Below are 19691 nucleotides of genomic sequence, written 5' to 3'. Positions count from 1 at the left end.
TCCTTTTTTCTTGTATATGAGAGAATAGGACTTAATGAATTATTTAGAGGTGTTTTTGATTGAAAATAATCGTAACTGGAGGAGCTGGATTTATTGGTTCCCATCTTACAAGAAGATTGATAAAAGAAGGACACGAAGTACTAATCCTTGATGTACTTCACCCGTATTACTCCATTGAGAGAAAAAAGTGCCACCTTGAATTTGTTAGTGAAGCAGGGAAGTTTCACTTTTATCAAGAAAGCCTTATACATAATGAAGATAAAGTCAGAGAAATATTTATCTCTTTCAAACCGGAAATAGTCATTCACTTAGCCGCCATTCCTGGAGTACCTCACTCTATTGCCGCTCCGAATGAGTATGTAGATTACGATATCAAAGCAACGATCAATGCTCTTCGATTTTCGGGAGATTCCAATGTAAAACAGTTTATTTTCGCATCTTCGTCATCGGTGTATGGAGAACAAAAAAATGTTCCTCTTAAAGAGGAGATGGCAACTGGACGAGTTGTTTCTCCTTATGCAGCGGCCAAGTTTGGTGCGGAATCGTTTTGCCATGCTTATTCATCCTTATTTGACTATAAAGTCTCAATCCTTCGCTTTTTTACGGTATATGGACCATGGGGCAGACCGGATATGGCGATTACAGGGTTTATTAAAAAGCTGTTGGATAAACAGGAAATTACCCTTTTTGGAAATAGGACGGCTAGGGATTATACCTATATTGATGATTGTATTACCGGAATCATTAGTGCTTTTAACCAACAGGAAAAAGTGGGCACATTTAATATTGGCTCTGGCAGCCCTATTTTCCTTGAAGAACTAGTAGATCACCTCAGGCTGTATTTTCCAGATTTAGCAGTTAAGCAGGCGGAATTTCGCCAAGGTGATGTTCATTCCACTTGGGCAGATAATTCGAAGGCAAGGGAGCAGCTTGGATTTCAACCATCGGTTTCTTTTTCAGAAGGCCTTTCCAAGACGATAGAATGGGCAAAAAAACATGAGTCAGAAATCAGTTAATCGTCTACTGATAAGGCTAATGGGGTTCATTCTTGCAGGGATATTTATTGTTCTATCACTGCGCTATTTCCATGTGGAAAATTTATTTAATGCAATGCAGGAGTTTTTTGTAGGAAACCCTTTTATTATTATAGCGGTTACGATTTCTTACTTGTTATCTTTTATTCTAAGAGCCGAAGCATGGAGATTATACTTAGGAAAGAAAGTAAGATTCTATAGCTGTCTGCAGGGGGTGCTCTTAAGCCTTTTCGTGAATCATATTACTCCAATTAAGGTGGGAGATGCAGTTAGAATTGGTGTTCTATCCTGGAGGGAAAAAAACATAAGTCCGGAAATTTCAGCCCATTCCGTTATTGTTCTCCGAGCAATAGATATGTTTTTCCTTCTAATGTTTTCATTTATCGGACTCATTGCCTTTTCAAGGCCATTTGCCTTTCATTATTCACTAGGTTTGTTGTTAATTTTAGTGATAATGATGTTAATTGTGTCCTTTTTCGTCAAAAAACATCGTCCGCGGTTTGTGGAAAAGCATATTCAATTAGTAAAAACAAGCTTAGCTGGGAAGAATTTTGTTTTAATTATGCTCTTAATTGCGTTTAGCTGGGCACTTGAAGGAGCAGTTGTCTGGAGTGTAACTGCATCGATAGGTAATGGTCTGCCGATTTACAAGGCCATTTGGGTTAACTCGATCACGGTAGGGGGTCAAATTTTTCAGATTACGCCAGGTGGAATTTCAACCTATGAATCCGTCATGACTGCTGCACTAGCAAGTTTTCATTATCCAATAAAAGATGGGTATATGGTGGCACTTATAAGCCATAGTTATAAATTTATTTTTTCCTATCTAGTTGGATGCCTATTTTTAATCCGTTCACCGTTAACGAAAATAAGACAAATAAGAGAGATTTTATTAAGGAGGGGAAGACCTGAATGAAAAAAGCATCATCATTTGAAAAATTTGCAGCCAGGTGCTGGAACCTTTTAAACGAGGGAAAGCCATTTACACCGATTTTTACCATTGGAATCATGCTGATCTATTCCATTGCAAAGCTTGGCAATCCTTCATTTTTAGGAGATCTAACCCTTGGGTTTCTCGCAATCCTGCCAATGCTGGTTATTTACTATTTGTTCGATTACCCATTATTCTTAAGAAATTATTTATGGATTCCCTTTACGGTATATCTTATTATCTGGGATCATGTGAATCTCAGTTTGCTGCTTACAGCGGTAGGATTATATTTCTTCTTTACCGTATTTTTTTGGGGAACGTTTTATTATCATTTGAGAATCGGTACGTCATGGCTTAATTTTACGCGCTTCTGGAAGCTTGTGTTAAAAAATAGTGATTCAACAAGCGGAAATGCCCAAGAGCAATTACCTAAGTTTCTTTTATTATTATCTCTTTGGAATTTAGTCACTTCGGAACAGTCATGGACGGGCAGTGAAGTGGGAGTACTCATCCTTTTTTATGCAGGCGTCCTTTTATTCTCATGGATTCTCCATAAAAACCTATTTGATTGGAAGCCGAAAATTATTCCAACCTATACGTCCAATATAGAGGAGCGGACATCTGCCGTTAATGAAAAAGTGATTGTTATGGTCATAGATGGTATGCGGAAAGAACGCTTTGAAGAAGCCAATACGCCGTTTCTCGACTTTTTGAGGAAAAATGGTACGGAGTATACGAATATGGAAACCGTTTACCCTGCAAGAACCGTTGTATGTTTTTCCTCTATGTTTACAGGAACGTATCCCTTCGAGCACGGCATAAAGTCGAATATGGTTTGGAAGCTTGGGATTAAAGTTGAAAGTGTTTTTGATACTCTACGAAAAGTAGGGAAAAAGGGTTCTTTATTAGCTGTAGCGCATCTCGTCGATTCCTTTGGTAAGGATGTTGAGACATTTACTGCTGTTATGAAAAATAATCTAGTGGATCGCGGCATTATTGAACGAGCTAAAAATATCATGGAAGAGCAGGATCCAGACCTACAAATTGTTCAATTAATAAGTACAGACCAAACCGGACACAGCCGTGGTGTTTTATATGATGAATATATTCAAAAGATTGAAGAAGCCGATTCCCTGGTAGAAGAATATTTTCATTGGTTAAAGGAAAGAGGTAAGCTTGAAAATTACACGTTTATTGTTTGTGCCGATCATGGTCAGGCAGATGGGATAGGCGGGCATGGGCATTTGGATGAAGGTGAAAGATTTGTGCCGTTTTTCATGTATGGTCCTTCTATCGAGAAAGGAAAGAGTGTGGAGGAGAAGCATAGTTTAGTATCCCTCGCATCTACCATCTCTTACTTATTGGGTGCTCCATTCCCCGATAAAGCTCGAGGCCCAGTATTAATTGATGCAGTAAGGAAGGATGTTATTGGCTATGAAGCAACAAAAAGTAATAGTTTTTCTGCCAGCCTATAATGAAGAAGACTCAATTACAGAGGTCATTCGAAAAATACCCAGAAATTTTAACTCCCAAGTGGGTGTAGAGGTTTTAGTGGTAAATGACGGTTCTACTGATCGGACAGAAGAACTATCGTGGGCAGCGGGAGCAAATTATGTTCATACGTTTGTTAAAAATCAAGGTTTAGGGGCCGCAGTGAGAAAAGGGCTGGAACTTTGTGTTTTATATGGAGCCGATATTGGTGTAATGATTGATGCCGATAATGAATACCCTGCTGAACAAATTCCAGAATTAATTGAACCCATCTTACTGGGAACTTCTGATTATGTGATGGGATCCCGTTTTCTAGGATCGATAGATGGTATGAAATGGAACAGAAGAATCGGAAATTACTGTTTTACCTTTCTACAAGCACTTCTCCTCCGTAAATGGATCTATGATGGTCAATCTGGTATGAGAGCATTTTCTAGACAGGCCATGGAGGAAGCGGAAATTATCCATGATTACAATTATGCCCAAGTGGTCACATTAAATCTAATTCGAAAAGGGTTTCGTATGAAGGAAATTCCAATTCAATATCAGGTTCGTAAAACTGGTGAATCATTTATTAAGTTTCGATCTTATATGACCTCGGTCTTACCTGCTATTTTAAAAGAAATGAGACGGCCAGTGAAAAAAATAAACACCAAAAAGCAGACCTATCGGACGCAAGGAGGTAGAGTGTTTCCTATCTTAGATAGGAAACAGGATTAATTTGTCAGATAAGTATGATAAATATGTGACAATCTTCATTGCTATATTGACAGCGAGGATGATAATCATTATCATTAACCACAGGAGGGAATTTGGATGAAAAAACTCTCAGTTTTATTTTTTATTGTAACAATAATTGTTAACAGCCTTTCCATCAGTAATGCCCGTGCTTACTCATATGGTGATCCGAATGAAGAAAAGGTTGCTGAAGTATATAAGGAAATGGTCACTAAGCTTGATGAGACCCCTCCGAATTTCACATCTGCGAAAAAGCTTTTTGATACCGTTAAAGAAGAAATCGATATGCATATGGGTCCTGAGCCAGCAAAGCTGATTTTAAAAAATATCGAAGCAGAAGATAAAAAAGCCACTTTAGAAAATATGGAAAAACTTCTTGTTTTAAATATTGCCAGACGTTTGGAGAGTATTGAGAATAACTTTAAGGAATATGACACAACGAAGCGTCTACTTGCGAAAGGATTTGCTACATACGAAGCTTTATCCCCGAAGGTTGAAGCTGAAAACCCTGATAATGATAAAAAAATCCGAACTGATTTTGATCAGGCGTTGGTAGCATTGGGGAACCCTGGCTTGTTTGGGGTAGGAAAAAAAGAAGCAAATTTAGAGGCCTTTAAGGAAAATAAAGAAGAAATTCTTGATAGCTTAAAATCAGAATTTAAATTAAAAAGTCTTGAAGTAGGGCATTTTTCTGAAAGCGCCACAGAACAACAAAGCACTGGGAAAAAGGATTGGACGGATATATCAAATATCCGTAACTGGATCCCACTGATTTTAATAGTTGCAGTTATTATAGCTGTTATTATCTTTGTGATCCGCAAAAGAAGAAAGTAAACGAAGGCACCATGGGGGAGGAGAAGGACTGTGGAAATTCAGGCATTGTTAATCACATTCCGGGAAGTGTTAGAGGCCTTATTAATTGTAGGAATCATTACAACCTATCTTAAAAGAGTAGATCATAAGCAGTACACAAAATATGTTTGGATGGGGGCAGGTCTAGCAGTATTGGCAAGTATCGGAGTAGCCCTATTATTCCAAATTGTATTTACAGGTTTTGCGGCCATGGGAAGCGAAATGTATCTAAAAATAGGAATTATGCTTGTATCTACAGTTTTACTTACCCAAATGGTATTCTGGATGGCTAGTCACAGTCGTGATATAAAAGGGAATATGGAAGGAAAAATGAATAAGTTTATATCCACTGGAAATGTTGTGGGTATGGTCGTCCATTCCTTTCTTGTCGTTCTACGAGAAGGTGTGGAAACGGTATTTTTCTTTGCCGCCATTACTGGAGGAAACATCGGTGCCGCGATGGAAGGCTGGGGTGCGATTACAGGTGTAGTCATAGCTGTTATCGTTTCATATTTGTTCTTTAAAGGAACAATGAGGATTCCATTAAGCAGCTTCTTTAAATTAACAGGAGCTTTTATTATTCTTATTTCAGCCGGACTGTTGGTTCAAGCTATATCCATGATGCAGGATATTAACATCATTGGAAGTGTCCTGCCGCATGTGTATGATCTTACCTGGTTTTTGCCAGAGCATCCTATTGATTATACTCATTATCTTCGTGATACTGGGACAGCACCCATCCTTTCAGGAGATATTGGAGTTTTCTTAAAGGCATTATTTGGTTATTCATCAATGCCTTCGATTGAAGAAGTTCTGGCATATATCGGCTATTTTGTAGCCATTTTTCTGCTAACCTCCTCCAAACCGGCAGAAAGTCAGCGCAAAAAAGAAAATGCTTCACAGAATGCCCCCATTCTTAAGACACAAGTGAAATAACCCTTAAAGAAAAAGTACAAGGCTTTTGCCTTGTACTTTTTCTTTAAAAAAGGCGTGGTGAATGAATGAAATTATCTAATCAGTTAAAAAAAGGCCTATTAATTGGCTTAAGTATTGCAGCAACCATAATTGTTTTTCTTTCACAGCTTCTTTATGTAAATCCTTATACTTCCTCATGGGACCAGGTTGATTTTTCTCTTGCTGTGACACGATTTGATTTAATGGCTATGCAGCCGCATTTTCCTGGTTATCCTTTGTTTATTTTAGGAGGCAAATTCATTCATCTATTTGTGAATGATCCATCAGAGGCTCTGACTATTTTTAACATTCTTTTTTATTCTAGTTCTGTGTTTCCAATTTATAAATTAAGCAGGAACTTTTTAACCAGCAGTTATTCATGGCTATCGGCTGCGATTATTTATTCTAGCAGTTTTTGCATTATCATGATTAACCAACCAATGTCTGAAGGAGCGGCGCTTGCTGCCTTTTGGTGGTATTTGTGGAGTTTGCTTTTTGCTCTTAAGAGGACAAATTCAACATTTATTTTGATCCCCTTAGCCATGTTAAGCCTTATGCTGGGAATTCGCCTTTCTTATCTGCCATTTTCCATCGGTATTCTTTTTCTTTTTTACCTTAAAGTAAAAAATAAAACGATTTCCAGAGTAGATTTAATCTATTACTGTCTGTTTGGCATCGCCTTTCAAGCATGTTGGCTCGTTGCCCTTATTGTTTCAGAAGGTAGTTTGATTGGATTTATCAAGCTATCATTAGCTTTTACAACTGGTCATTTTAATGATTGGGGCGGTGCAATAGAAACATCCAAAATAAGTTTTTTTGAGAGGCTGACGAAATTCTCATGGGGGAATATTGTCTGGACAGGCATCGCTGGCAAATCTATTATCACTGTTGTTATTTTCATTTTTTTTCTGGCAGTCATCCTATTTCGCAGCCATAAAAAGCAGGAACAAAAGCCTAAACACCCCTTTATGAATTTACTTTACCTAATGTTTTCCTGCTATTTTGTTTGGGGATTGCTCGGACAAAACATTGAAAAGGCACGGCACGTACTTCCCTTAATCATTCTGTTAGTCTTCTTCATTTGTATCAATCTTTTTTCGAAAAGTGTATCATATCTTATACTAGGACTAGCGGTAATCCTCTTAGGTCATCAAGTTTGGAAAGATGTTATATTATTAAAGGCAGAAGGAACAGAAAGTCCAGCTATCTATAAGATGGATGAATATATATCGAAAATGAATCAACCTGTGATTCTTTATACATGGGAAGAAACAAGGGTACTCCAGTATATAAATGCATCTTATACACATAAACGACTCGAAACGTTTGATTTTTTTAAGTCAGATTCAAACTATTTCAGAGGAAGAACTATACTCCTAACGGATAAAGTAGTTAAAGGATTCCTCACACAAGGTCATTCATTGGATGGCAAAATAATAAAAGTAGCAAGCTTTCACTCAAATGAACTTTTTGATCCAGTTTATCATGATATTACTTTATATAAATGGGTCGGAAATGAAGCAGTCCATTAAGAATTAGAAGCTATTCGTAAAGGAAGGGAAAAATGCTTTGAAAAAAATAGCCATTGCTGGTACAGGGTATGTTGGACTTGTCACAGGGGTGTGTTTAGCGGAGATAGGCCATGAAGTCATTTGCGTGGATCGTGACCCTCAAAAAATAAATACTCTTCTTAAAGGAGAAGCAACCTTCTATGAACCGGGATTAGAAGAGTTAATGAAAGATAATATTGAGACAGGCAGACTTTCGTTTACAACCAATCCTATTGTCGGTTATCAGGATGCAGATATCATCATGATCACAGTTGGAACGCCAAATGATAAAAATGGTTCGCTTGATCTACAATATATTGAACAGATTTCAAAAGAAATTGGCAGAACGATAACTAGAAATAATATCCTAATTGTAACGAAAAGCACGGTACCATTAGGAACAAATGAGAAAATTAAAGAGTGGATTCAGTCTGAATTCCGTTCACCACTTTGTTTTCATATGGCTGCCAACCCAGAATTCCTTAGGCAGGGTAGTGCCGTTTATGATACTTTCCATGGAGACCGTATCATAATCGGATCCGACAGCAAGGAAGCGATCGATACATTGGAAGAGTTATATAAACCACTGCAAATTCCAATTATTAAAACAGATACAAAAAGTGCGGAATTGATTAAAATTGCCTCCAATTCATTTCTAGCCTTAAAAATTAGCTATGTAAATGCACTTTCTAGTATTTGTGAACAAATAGGTGGGAATATTGAAGAAGTCACCCTGGGGATCGGGCTAGATGCAAGAATTGGAACCTCGTTTCTAAATGCTGGAGTAGGTTTTGGAGGCTCTTGTCTGCCTAAAGATACGAAGGAACTTACTCATTTAGCAAATGAAGTTGGAGAACCAATCAGAATTCTAGATGAGGTTCTGGAAATTAATAAAAGGCAAGAATTAAAGCTAATCGAAAAAGCATTAGATCGGTTTAAAAGTTTAAAGGGAAAAAAGGTCACACTGTTAGGGCTATCATTCAAGCCTAATACTGACGATGTCCGCGAGTCTGTTTCTATCAAGCTGGCAAAAAGGTTAGTGATGGAGGAAGCGATTGTCACTGCCTATGATCCTGTTGCAATAATAAATGCAAAAAGAGAATTGGGAGAGCTAATTTCATATTCTGATACATTGGAGCAAGCATTGATGAATGCGGACCTTGCGTTCATTGTAACGGAATGGGAAGAGATTAAAAATATTCCTATAAATATGTTTTCTGAATGGATGACAGAGCCAGTTATTTTTGATGGCAGAAATTGCTTTCAGCTAGATGCCATGAAAGGTTTCCCTGTTGAATACCATTCAATAGGCAGACCATGTGTGATGGGAAAAGAAAACTTAATAAAAACATTCGGTTTCGGGCTTGGATAGACATAAGGCTCAAATTGAAAAATTAAGGGTATTACACTACAATATGTAATGGAAGGGAGGATGTTAAATGACAATAAACAATTTTCGTTTTGACCAAGAAGGACTTAATCGTTTTTTCGGTCCGCTTGAATCTAAAATAATGGACATTCTTTGGGAAGGCAATGAAAAGAGTATAAAGGACGTTCAACAAAAGTTAGAAAATGAAAAACCGCTCAACTTCAATACAGTTATGACCGTTATGAATCGTCTTGTCGATAAAAATATCCTTACGAAAAGAGTAGAAGGAAGAACATCTCTCTTTAAACCAGTAAAAACTAAAGAGGATTTTATTAGCGACCAATCCAAAAAACTAACAGATAACCTTTTGGACGAATTTGGCGGATTAGTGGTTAATCATATGCTCGATTCTTTAAATGAAGTGGATGACCGGTTACTTCAGAAATTGGAACAAAAAATTGAACAATTAAAAAAGGGAAGAAAGTAACATGGTCTGGAAACATAAATCTACTGCCGTTTTAGGATTAGCCCTTTTCTTTGCGATTATCTTGTTTGTTCAAATGGCTATGTTTCTAGTTAATATCTTATTTGGCCCATTAGAGCTATTTAATATCTTTAATTTTTGCGTTAGTTTATTTAAAAAAGGCACTTTTGCCTACTATGTGATCTTAATAATTGTGAATGCGTATATTTTTTATACAGTTTTCTTGATTTGTAAAAAGGTCGTACAGCAAATCCTAGTTTTAAATTCATTTCAAAGTAAAATTCAACTACTTATAAATAAAGGTAAATCCAAACAATTGAATCAAATCTTTAACAGAAAAAATAATGATATTGTTGTGATCAATCATAACGATCCGTTGGCATTTACTTTTGGTTTTTCGAACCCAGTAATTGTCCTTTCTACTACACTTATTGAAATGTTAGATGCAAAGGAATTAGAAGCAGTCATCTATCACGAGACTTCGCACCAAAGATATTATGATGGAATTAAGGTGTTTATTTTACAAATCATTTCAGAATCGATATGGTATATCCCTCTTACGAGATGGTCCTATCAGAATTATCGGATTATGATTGAGCTAGTTGCCGATGAATATGCGATTAATCGGATGGGTTCAGAACTGGGATTAGGCAGCGCTCTTTTAAAGTTAATCAAGAAGCAGCTGAAGGTTAATTCAAATCTAACTCCAGCTATAGTCCATTTTGCAGATAGTACAATCGATTATAGGCTTCAACAATTAATTAATCCGCAACAATCAATTCCAGTTAAAGTAGACACACGATCAATCGTTATCTCTTTAAATGTATTTATTTTAATATTATTGCTATTAGTTATAGCCTAATAAGGATTGGAGGTTAAGTCCAATCCTTTATTTAATTAAGTAGTTAATAGATTAATTGGTAGAGAAGTAATATCACTTGACCACTTGTAATATGTTACACTACAATTAGTAGTGTTAAGTAGGTTTTTTTCGTGTAAAAGGGAGAATTTGTTACTCTTTTACACTACGGTTTGTAGTGTGATTAAACGGAATCTGAGAGGAGAAAGTAAATTGAAAAAATTAGAAGTTGGGACACTCATTTTAAGAATATTTTTAGGGTTATCATTTTTTATTCACGGTGTTTCAAAGTTTCAAAATGGTATTGAAAATACTGTAGGTTGGTTTGATAGTATAGGAATTCCGGGTTTTATGGGGTACATAGTAGCCATTATCGAATTAGGCGGGGGTCTTTTATTAACCATCGGATTTGGAACAAGATATATTGCTGCTCTGTTTGTATTCATCATGATAGGAGCTATTTTAAAGGTGAAATTGGCCGCTGGATTCATGGGAAATGGACAAGGTGCGGGGTTTGAATTGGATCTTGCCTTTGCTGTTATGGCAGTATTTCTATTCTTAAATTCAAATTCGGTTCTTTCTCTTGATTCAAAATTATTCTCAAAAAACCCACAATAAAGAGATTTAAATACTTAGAGAAATTAGAGGGTGAATAGATGTCTTCAAAGAACAAAAAAACGAAAAAGTCGAATAATCAATCATCTAAATTTATTTTCTGGGTGATTGGATTAATTGCCTTTTGTCTAGTTGGTTTAATATTCTTATCAAATACGGCTAAAAAAGAAGCAATGGACTATGATGGACAGCCAGTTTTAGGGGAAAAGTCTGCCCCTGTAAAGATTGTTGAATTTGGTGATTATAAATGTCCTTATTGCAAAAATTTTAATGATACACTATTTCCAAATATCGAAAAGGATTTTATCGATACAGGAAAAGCTTCGTTTTATTTTATGAATTATTCGTTTATCAATGTTGATTCAACTCGTTCTGCCAAATTTGCGGAAACTGTCTTTAATGAGCTGGGAAATGAAACGTTTTGGAAGTTCCATGAATTGTTATATGACAAACAACCTGATGATCCTAAAGCGGAGCAAATGGATATCTATACAGAAGCCTTTCTTAATGACACTTTAAGTGAAATTGTCTCTGAAGCAGAGGTGAAAAGAGTGGTCAATGCCTTTAATAATGACCAATCAAAAGAGGCATGGGAGAAAGATATGAGTGCAGCTAATAAGTTAAGTATTACAAGCACTCCTTCCATTTTTATTAATGGTGTGAAATTTGAAGGGAATACCTATAATGATTTTAAGAAAAGGGTAGACGAAGCAGCAAATGAAGAGTGATTTCTAAATATTAAATAATTAACTAATAAAACCTTTAATCATACAAATAAGCCATGGCTTCCCAACAGTTTGGGAAGCCACTTTTTGATTCTAATGCTGGTTAACCAGTGTTTGTAAGTTTTTTATTAAGAAAACATTAAATAAAACAAGACAAAATGACTACGGAAATTGATAGAATTTGCCGTTGATTGGAAAAAATATAGATTACTTATTTGAATTTTTCTCTCTACTTAGTTCCAAATTACTGTTATTGATTCACCATCTATTGGCCTCCTTATTATTTTACTATTTACAATCTTCACACTCTATCAATAAACACCATTTATAATCAAAGTCGTGTTTAAGAAATCCTATAATCAGAGGGGGAAGAAATCATGACAAATGAGAGAACTTTGGACGAATTAATTAGGAATTTTACCGAACGGAATTTGAAAAAGAATGTAAATCGCCGCAGTTTTCTTTATGGAGCTGGAAAGATTGCAGGACTGTCCCTAGGGTTGGCCATTGCTCAGTCAATGGGAGGATTTAAAGTTGATGCGGCTCCGAATTTCAGTGAATATCCTTTTACACTTGGTGTAGCTTCCGGTGATCCGTTATCTGATAGTGTCGTTTTATGGACAAGGTTGGCTCCGGATCCGTTAAATGGCGGAGGGATGCCATCTCATATCGTTCCAGTCAATTGGGAACTTGCAACAGATGAAAACTTCCGCAACGTAATCAAACGAGGAACAGAACATGCCTCGCCTAACCTCGCACATTCTGTCCATGTAGAAGTAAGCGGGCTGAAGGCGAACACGGTGTATTTTTACCGATTTAAGACCGGAAATGAACTAAGCCCTGTTGGAAAAACAAAAACCCTTCCGGCAGCAGGTGCCAGCGTAGCAAGCATGACGTTCGCATTCGCTTCCTGTCAGCAATATGAACACGGCTATTATACGGCGTACAAGCATATGGCGAAAGAGGATCTCGATCTTGTGTTCCATGTCGGCGATTACATATATGAATACGGTACGAATGAGTATCTTTCTGCAACGGGCAATGTCCGTGCACACAAAGGCGATGAAATTATCACGCTTGAAGATTACCGTACTCGTCATGCTCAATATCGTTCAGATGAACACCTAAGGGCTGCACACGCTGCATTCCCGTGGGTGGTTACATGGGATGACCATGAAGTGGAAAACAATTACGCGAATGTCATTCCAGAAAAGGACCAGTCAGTTGAAGAGTTTATCAAGCGCCGTGCCGCTGCTTACCAGGCATATTACGAGCACATGCCGCTCCGCATGTCGTCATTGCCCCACGATGGCGGGATGCAATTATACAGAGATTTCACTTATGGTGATTTGGCGAATTTCTATGTTCTTGATACACGCCAGTACCGGGATGACCAGGCGAATGGTGATGGTACGAAAGCTCATACACCGGAATCCTTAGATCCAAAGCGTACTCTTCTCGGTGCTGAGCAAGAACAATGGTTGTTTAACAATCTAGGAAATTCTAAATCTCATTGGAACGTCCTTGCCCAGCAGATTTTCTTTGCACAGCGCAAGTCTGGAACCAGCACGGTTCCAAAATTCAGCATGGATTCATGGGACGGCTATCCAGCACAACGCCAGCGTGTCACAGATTTTATTGCTGGCAAGAACATTAACAACATTATCGTTATAACTGGAGATGTCCATGCAAGCTGGGCTTCTAACCTGACGACTGATTACAACAATCCGGACGCTCCGATTTTTGGAGCAGAGTTTGTGGGAACATCGATTACTACAGGAGGAAATGGTTCGGATTGGCGTGCAGACACAGCCAAATCTTTAGCAGATAACCCGCACATTAAATTCTTTAATAATTACCGCGGTTACGTTCGATGCCAGGTCACTCCAGAGCAATGGCGTGCAGATTACCGTGTTGTTCCGTTCGTAACCGAGCCGGGAGCTGATATTTCCACAAGAGCGTCATTTGTTTATAAGAAAGATCAGACAGGGATCAAGGAAATAGCTGCAACTACAGTGCCTATGGGTATCAAAATGTCTGCAGAAGTCGAAGAAGACCGTCACCTTGCCCACGCTCGCGCGCACGAAAAGCAAATGGAGAAAAAGCGCAAACGCGGAGCCGTTACTAATTAATTTAGTTGAAAGGCTTGGTTTAAAGACATTATCGAATCACCCCTACTGACACTTAGAGGAGATGAACTTATATGCTTTCCAATATTGGTATTCCAGGGTTAATTTTAGTACTCGTCATTGCTCTAATTATTTTCGGGCCATCAAAGTTGCCGGAAATTGGCCGGGCATTTGGTCGTACCTTAACCGAATTCAAAGGAGCTGCAAAGGAATTAGTATCTGATGATCACAAAGAGGAAGAAAAAAAACCTGCACTTTCCGCTGTGAGAAAGGAAAACTAATAGAAAAGAGAGCAGGCGGACTGCCCGTCAGCTCTCTTTCTATGTGTGCCAGGAATGTTGGAGTAACTTACCTAACCGCGTAGGAATAAAAAGGAGGTTTCTAGTATGGACACCAAAGAGATGCGACTGACAGATCATTTAGAGGAATTTCGCCGGCGTTTGATTATGACGGTACTGGCTTTTGTTACTTTTCTGATCGCCAATTGTATTTTTGTGCAGGACATTTATAATTGGCTTGTGAAGGATCTTGATGGAAAACTGGCTATCCTTGGTCCGAGTGATATCCTCTGGGTCTACATGATGATTGCAGCAGTATTTTCAGTCGCTGGAACTATTCCAGTAGCTGCCTACCAGACGTGGCGTTTTGTGGCACCGGCGCTGAATCGTGAAGAAAGTAAGGTGACCTTAAGGTTCATCCCTGGGTTATTTCTGTTGTTTATTGGAGGAATTTCATTCGGGTATTTCGTGCTGTTTCCAATTGTGCTGGGATTTTTAACGAATCTTTCAGCAGGACAATTTGAAACGATGTTCACAGCTGAAAAATATTTTCGATTCATGATCAACCTAACACTGCCATTTGGCTTTCTGTTTGAAATGCCGCTTGTGGTGATGTTTTTAACAAGATTAGGTATTCTAAATCCAATTAGGCTAGCAAAGGCAAGGAAACTCTCCTATTTTAGTCTAATTGTTGTATCCATTTTGATCACTCCGCCTGATTTTCTTTCAGATTTTCTGGTTATGATTCCATTGCTACTACTATATGAACTGAGCGTATCCTTGTCTAAGATTGTTTACAGGAAAAAATTGTTGCTTGAAGCAGCTCTACAAAATGATGGTCTACCGGAAAGCGGATGATTCACAACAGATCATCATTGAAAAGAATTAATATAAATTAGAAAATACTTAAGGATGATACTGAAATGGTTTCATCCTTTTATTTTTGATTGAAATAATCAGTTATTCATTTCTAAAAAAGGGTACGAATAATGAATACTTTGATGTATTTTTGATGAGTGCAAAGAAGTTGAAAATCCGTGTCATTTGATTCAGAATGATGATGTTATAATGAATGGAATGTGTAAAAAAATATTGGCTACTAAGAAAGGATATACATAATGAAAAAATTACTACTCATACTAGTTGGCATGTTGGTCATGCTTCCTTCGATTGCCAGCGCTCATACTGAATTAACAACATCCAATCCAACTTCTGGACAAGTTGTTAAAGAGGACCTTAAAGAAATCGTGCTTACCTATGAAGGAAAGATTGAATCGTTAAGCACAATGACCTTAGTAAAGGATGGTAAGGAAATACCTTTAGTAAGTGTTACCCCGAACGACAATCAACTAATCGGTACTGTATCAACCGCCTTAGAAAATGGTACTTATTCGGTACAGTGGAGTATTGCTGGCGAAGATGGTCACCCTATATCTGGTGAAATTCCATTTACAGTGCAAAAGGTGGTGAAGGAAGAACCGAAGGCTGAAACAAAACAGCCGGTTACTCCAAACAAGGAAGAGCCTAAAAAAGAGAATACTAACCAGCAAAAAACAAAAAATGAATCGACGGATTCCCCATTAATTATGAAGAATATTATTCTAGGCGTGGTAGTCCTCATTTTAATCATAGGAGTATTCCTATTATTTAGAAGGAAGCGTTAAAATGGGGTTCTTAATTCCTATTGCAGAATTCTGTAATTATTTGTTGTATTCGATCCTTGTTGGGCATATGGCTTTACAGTTTGTACCTGAAACAAATAAACCAAAAATAAATATCCCAATACCAGTTTTACTGCTATCCACACTTGGAATTATTATTTTCTCATTAGGTCCTATTGTTCAGACTGTTTCCTATTTTCAGGGGGGAGTGGGTCTTCCCTTAGCCATAAAATCTGTTTTGTTGGACTTCCAGGTAGGAAAAGCATGGATGTTTATTGGATTTATGGCGACATTCTTATATCTAGCAATTTTGCTAAAGGTGTCCAAATATGTGCAAACTATATTGCTGTTACTGATGATATTAGCTGTTGGATATTCCAGTCATTCTGCTTCTCTGTCATTTTGGCCAGGATTGCTGTCACATAGCACTCATTTTCTAATTATTACATTATGGACAGGGACACTTATTCATGTTGCTTGGTTCTCTAAAGAGTGGTCGAATTGGTCTAAATTTTTGCGGTGGTTTACGCCTTTTGCCGTTTTCTGCATCATTATCATAATTATTAGTGGGATTTATCTAATGTTATTTGTAGTTGAACCTAGAGAGTATATACAAACTTGGGTCTTGCCGTATGGACAAATGCTTCTTTTAAAGCATATTAGTATCGTTCCCGTATTAGTTTTTGCCTTAATAAATGGTGTGCTTTCAAGAAAAGCATTAAAACTCCCTAGCTTTAATCCTAAACCGTGGGTAAAAGCTGAAAGCATTATTTTATTGATCGTTTTCTATTTTACAGCCGTGATGGGAACGTTATCGCCACCACATGAAGTTGAATTCACTGTGAAGTCGGAAGGTGCATCTAAGTGGGTCGAATTGTTATTGGGGGAAAATATTCTCTCAACCTTACAGCTGCATATAGTCCCGTCATTTCAATCGGGATTATTAATTATCGTTGCTATCCTATTTTTGGTGCTGATTTTAATCAGTTTTAAAAGGGTAAAACCTATTCTAGGAGTCGTGTTTAGTGTTGGTTTTATCGTCGCATTGTATTTGGGTTTAATACTGTCCATAGCCATATAAGCCCTGACTGACGAATATTAACAAACACAATAAAGGCTGAAATTTGATATTATCCCCTTTAAGTAGACAGTGTAAAAAGCCCATGAAATTAACTTGGGTGTTACACTACTATTTGGAGGGGATTTTTCTATGGCTATAAAGAGACAAACTTTTCAACACAATACGGAAAAATTTAGTTGAAATCAATTGAAATGTACATTAGCGGGGAAGGCACTTATGATTTTCTGTCTAAACATCTGGGATTACGAAGTCCAACACAGTTAAAAAATAATCAGGCTCTTGAATATGCAGTTTGGCTGACAGAGCAATCTGAAAACAAGTATCTTAATGAAGTAAGTCCTGTTATTCAACAAGCTATTGGTAATATTAAAGAACACCATCAGAAGAGTATTTCTCTAAATGAGATAGCACAATATTGCTGCTTGAGCCGGCATCATTTTGTTTAAAAAAGAAGTAGGGATTAGTTTGATTGATTATTTAAATCGAATGAGAATTGACATGTCATTGTCGTATTTAGAAATGACTGATTTGCCCATTAGTGAGATTGCTGAGAAAATAGGTTTCCAGGATGCCAATTATTTTAGCCGTATGTTTAAAAAGTATATGCAGTTTAGGCCTTCAGATTATCGATTAGCAAGGAATTGAATTGTACTATGATTTTCATTTATTTTTCCCCATAATGCCTCAAGGCCGAAATGCTTCTCAAAAGTGGTTCAGCCATTATCTCTGTTTACGGTGCTTCTAGCAGCAACACGATTGGTTCGTGAGAAACTGTCTATGCACAATGGTTAAATAAAAACTTCAAATTTAAATGGGATAGGCAAGCAAGCCTATCCCATTTTTCAAAAGCTAGTTACAATAATACGGTTTGTAATGCCACTTCTATATTCCCTTTCGTTGCCTTCGAGTAAGGGCAAACAGTATGCGCTAGAGCGACTAAATCCTCTGCTTCTTCCAATGAAATTCCTTTAACGGCAACAAACAGTGCAACTGCTAGTTTGAATCCTCCATCTAGATCCTTCCCAATTGACACTTCTGCTGTAACTTTTGATTCAATCCGCATTCTCGATTGTCTTGCCACTAAATTCAATGCACTATCGAAGCATGCAGCATATCCAGCTGCAAATAATTGTTCTGGATTTGTAGCATTTTCTTTTTCTTGTCCACCGAGTGATTTGGGCATGGATAGCGCCAAGTCTAGTGTACCGTCACTACTTTTTACTTTCCCTAATCTTCCGCCCTCTGCTGTAGCTTTCGCTGTATATAATGAATTCATTTTAATGACCCCTTTTCGATTTTGTAAAATTAAATTGTGCAAAATTAAATATCACAAAATCATCTTACCTTCCATGATTATAGAAGTCAACAATTATATTGTGTAAAATTAAATTGTGTTTATTAAGTGGCGATTTGTGTATGATATAAATTAGGAAACGTGAAAGGAACTTAGGGATGGATAATCAGAATTTAAAGCTTGAAAATCAAATCTGTTTTAAAATTTATACAGCCGAACGGGAAATCACAAAGCTATATAGAGATTTACTTGAAGATCTCGATGTCACATACCCGCAATATCTTGTCTTGTTAGTATTATGGGAGAAAAATTCAATCACTGTAAAAGAACTGGGACAAAAGCTATTTTTAGATTCCGGTACGTTAACTCCTATGCTCAAACGGATGGAGGGAAATCGTCTTTTAGAGCGCAAGCGATCCTTAGAGGATGAAAGAAGTGTGATCATTTCACTGACAAAAAAAGGGGAAGAACTGAAACAGAAAGCCGAATGCATTCCTTCGCAATTGTTACAAAACCTATCAACGGATTATGAAGAATTGAAGAATTTAGATCACACCCTTACCACCATTCTTCAACGTATTCAAAAAGTAAAAGAGAATTAGAATATGCATAAAACGGTAAAGTGAGGCGAGAGCGCATGCTCTTGTCTTTTTTGCCTTTATAGTGGTTGACCAACTCATAGAGATTTCAGGAACTTCTGAAAATTCAGTTGACTTATCGCGTTGTTGTTTTAATATAGAAATATAAAACATCGTTTTGCTAGTAAAACGATATATAGGAGGGGACATATGCCATTTTTACAAGTAGAAGATTTGAAGATTCATTTTGAAATCGAGGGAGAGGGACCCCCATTAATAATCTTACATGGAATGGGGAACAACTCTCAGTCCTGGAAAAAGCAATTACAGGGCCTATCTAAGCAATTCAAGGTAATTGCATGGGATGCGCCTGGATACGGGAAAAGTTCGGATCCAGTAGTAGAATTGAAAGAATTTAGTGTGTTTGCTGATGTGTTGAAAGGATTCATCGAAAAATTAAACTATCCATCCGTCACGCTCCTAGGACATTCGATGGGCTCTGCAATTGCACTCGACTTTTGTTACCGCTTTCCAGAAATGGTAGACGCTTTAATTATTTCAGATGCAACCAGAGGAGCGGCGGCCTTGAGAGAAGAAGAGAATGAACGGAGATTAAACAATCGCCTTCGTAACATTGAAACACTAGATCCAAAAGAACTTGCGAAATTACGTGTACAGGAACTTTTATCACCACAACCGGATCCTGAAATAAAGAAAGAAGCAGAAAGAATCTATTCGCAAATCAGACCGATGGGCTTTCGCTCTGTGGCCTATTCGCTTTTTTCTCTGAATCAAATGGATATCCTCTCTGCTATCCATGTACCAACTCTAGTAATTTGTGGAGAATTAGATCGAGTGACACCTGTTAGTGAATCTCAGATATTTCATGAGGGTATTAAGGGATCAACATTTGTTACGATTCCTGGAACCGGACATTTATGTTATCAAGAAGACCCAACTCGTTTTAATGAAATCGTCCGTGACTTTCTAACCTCTTTACCGATAAAAAAATAAGGGAATATCTTTCTTTGCTTAAATTTTGATAAAATAGTAGTATAAGTAAATTAA

22 protein-coding genes are annotated in these 19691 nt (G+C 37.4%); 21 read left to right on the top strand and 1 reads right to left on the bottom strand.

Annotation, left to right across the window (positions count from 1 at the left end):
* The first annotated feature begins 59 nt into the window (after nucleotides 1-59).
* The 19 genes from QNH17_RS26270 to QNH17_RS30115 all read left to right on the top strand — a co-directional run bounded on the left by QNH17_RS26270 (nucleotide 60) and on the right by QNH17_RS30115 (nucleotide 17396).
* Nucleotides 60-1016: an NAD-dependent epimerase/dehydratase family protein gene (locus QNH17_RS26270; RefSeq protein ID WP_283876175.1), complete on the top strand. Its 957-nt coding sequence runs from the start codon at nucleotides 60-62 to the stop codon at nucleotides 1014-1016.
* Complete coding sequence (locus tag QNH17_RS26265; protein ID WP_283876173.1) at nucleotides 997-1950, top strand: lysylphosphatidylglycerol synthase transmembrane domain-containing protein; 954 nt, start codon at nucleotides 997-999, stop codon at nucleotides 1948-1950. Before QNH17_RS26270 ends, QNH17_RS26265 begins: the two co-directional genes overlap by 20 nt.
* Entirely contained in the window at nucleotides 1947-3440 is a 1494-nt protein-coding gene (locus tag QNH17_RS26260) for an alkaline phosphatase family protein (RefSeq protein WP_283876172.1), read from the top strand. Before QNH17_RS26265 ends, QNH17_RS26260 begins: the two co-directional genes overlap by 4 nt.
* Entirely contained in the window at nucleotides 3400-4176 is a 777-nt protein-coding gene (locus QNH17_RS26255) for a glycosyltransferase family 2 protein (RefSeq protein WP_283876170.1), read from the top strand. Before QNH17_RS26260 ends, QNH17_RS26255 begins: the two co-directional genes overlap by 41 nt.
* 96 nt (nucleotides 4177-4272) lie before the next feature.
* Nucleotides 4273-5028, top strand: a complete 756-nt coding sequence (locus tag QNH17_RS26250; RefSeq protein ID WP_283876168.1) for a hypothetical protein — start codon at nucleotides 4273-4275, stop codon at nucleotides 5026-5028.
* A 30-nt stretch (nucleotides 5029-5058) separates the two neighbouring features.
* Complete coding sequence (locus QNH17_RS26245; RefSeq protein ID WP_283876166.1) at nucleotides 5059-5982, top strand: FTR1 family iron permease; 924 nt, start codon at nucleotides 5059-5061, stop codon at nucleotides 5980-5982.
* Nucleotides 5983-6047: 65 nt separating this feature from the next.
* On the top strand, nucleotides 6048-7532 hold the full coding sequence (locus QNH17_RS26240) for a hypothetical protein (RefSeq protein ID WP_283876164.1): 1485 nt from the start codon (nucleotides 6048-6050) through the stop codon (nucleotides 7530-7532).
* A gap of 37 nt (nucleotides 7533-7569) precedes the next feature.
* The gene (locus QNH17_RS26235) at nucleotides 7570-8922 is read left to right on the top strand and encodes a UDP-glucose dehydrogenase family protein (protein WP_283876162.1); all 1353 of its coding nucleotides are present in this window, start codon (nucleotides 7570-7572) and stop codon (nucleotides 8920-8922) included.
* Between the two features lie 67 nt (nucleotides 8923-8989).
* Nucleotides 8990-9406 carry a BlaI/MecI/CopY family transcriptional regulator gene (locus QNH17_RS26230; protein ID WP_283876160.1) on the top strand — a complete coding sequence of 139 codons (417 nt, stop codon included), beginning with the start codon at nucleotides 8990-8992 and terminating at the stop codon, nucleotides 9404-9406.
* A 1-nt stretch (nucleotide 9407) separates the two neighbouring features.
* Nucleotides 9408-10265, top strand: a complete 858-nt coding sequence (locus QNH17_RS26225; protein WP_283876158.1) for a M56 family metallopeptidase — start codon at nucleotides 9408-9410, stop codon at nucleotides 10263-10265.
* 210 nt (nucleotides 10266-10475) lie between these two features.
* A complete protein-coding gene (locus QNH17_RS26220) occupies nucleotides 10476-10880 on the top strand; it encodes a DoxX family protein (RefSeq protein WP_283876156.1) in 405 nt (134 codons plus the stop codon).
* Nucleotides 10881-10918: 38 nt separating this feature from the next.
* On the top strand, nucleotides 10919-11605 hold the full coding sequence (locus QNH17_RS26215) for a DsbA family protein (RefSeq protein WP_283876155.1): 687 nt from the start codon (nucleotides 10919-10921) through the stop codon (nucleotides 11603-11605).
* A gap of 374 nt (nucleotides 11606-11979) precedes the next feature.
* Nucleotides 11980-13734 carry an alkaline phosphatase D family protein gene (locus QNH17_RS26210; RefSeq protein ID WP_283876153.1) on the top strand — a complete coding sequence of 585 codons (1755 nt, stop codon included), beginning with the start codon at nucleotides 11980-11982 and terminating at the stop codon, nucleotides 13732-13734.
* Nucleotides 13735-13805: 71 nt separating this feature from the next.
* The gene (locus QNH17_RS26205; protein WP_026564126.1) at nucleotides 13806-14012 is read left to right on the top strand and encodes a twin-arginine translocase TatA/TatE family subunit; all 207 of its coding nucleotides are present in this window, start codon (nucleotides 13806-13808) and stop codon (nucleotides 14010-14012) included.
* 105 nt (nucleotides 14013-14117) lie between these two features.
* Nucleotides 14118-14867 carry a twin-arginine translocase subunit TatC gene (gene tatC, locus QNH17_RS26200; protein WP_283876150.1) on the top strand — a complete coding sequence of 250 codons (750 nt, stop codon included), beginning with the start codon at nucleotides 14118-14120 and terminating at the stop codon, nucleotides 14865-14867.
* A gap of 260 nt (nucleotides 14868-15127) precedes the next feature.
* The gene (locus QNH17_RS26195) at nucleotides 15128-15673 is read left to right on the top strand and encodes a copper resistance CopC family protein (protein ID WP_283876148.1); all 546 of its coding nucleotides are present in this window, start codon (nucleotides 15128-15130) and stop codon (nucleotides 15671-15673) included.
* Between the two features lies 1 nt (nucleotide 15674).
* Complete coding sequence (locus tag QNH17_RS26190; protein ID WP_283876146.1) at nucleotides 15675-16751, top strand: copper resistance D family protein; 1077 nt, start codon at nucleotides 15675-15677, stop codon at nucleotides 16749-16751.
* A 176-nt stretch (nucleotides 16752-16927) separates the two neighbouring features.
* Nucleotides 16928-17197, top strand: coding sequence for a hypothetical protein (locus QNH17_RS26185; protein ID WP_283876144.1), 270 nt, complete (start codon nucleotides 16928-16930; stop codon nucleotides 17195-17197).
* Between the two features lie 40 nt (nucleotides 17198-17237).
* Nucleotides 17238-17396 (top strand): helix-turn-helix domain-containing protein, encoded by a 159-nt coding sequence (locus tag QNH17_RS30115; protein WP_481858637.1) that lies wholly within the window; start codon nucleotides 17238-17240, stop codon nucleotides 17394-17396.
* Nucleotides 17397-17604: 208 nt separating this feature from the next.
* Here QNH17_RS30115 and QNH17_RS26180 read toward each other — a convergent pair whose 3' ends face one another.
* Nucleotides 17605-18027, bottom strand: coding sequence for an organic hydroperoxide resistance protein (locus QNH17_RS26180; protein WP_283876143.1), 423 nt, complete (start codon nucleotides 18025-18027; stop codon nucleotides 17605-17607).
* A gap of 176 nt (nucleotides 18028-18203) precedes the next feature.
* On the opposite strand from QNH17_RS26180, the gene QNH17_RS26175 reads away from it, so the two are divergent.
* The gene (locus QNH17_RS26175) at nucleotides 18204-18647 is read left to right on the top strand and encodes a MarR family winged helix-turn-helix transcriptional regulator (protein WP_283876141.1); all 444 of its coding nucleotides are present in this window, start codon (nucleotides 18204-18206) and stop codon (nucleotides 18645-18647) included.
* A 186-nt stretch (nucleotides 18648-18833) separates the two neighbouring features.
* The gene (locus QNH17_RS26170) at nucleotides 18834-19637 is read left to right on the top strand and encodes an alpha/beta fold hydrolase (RefSeq protein WP_283876139.1); all 804 of its coding nucleotides are present in this window, start codon (nucleotides 18834-18836) and stop codon (nucleotides 19635-19637) included.
* Nucleotides 19638-19691 lie beyond the last annotated feature (54 nt).

This window comes from Neobacillus sp. SuZ13 (genome assembly GCF_030123365.1).
Taxonomy (GTDB): Bacteria; Bacillota; Bacilli; order Bacillales; family Cytobacillaceae; genus Neobacillus.
This window is presented reverse-complemented; position numbering and strand designations above follow the sequence as displayed.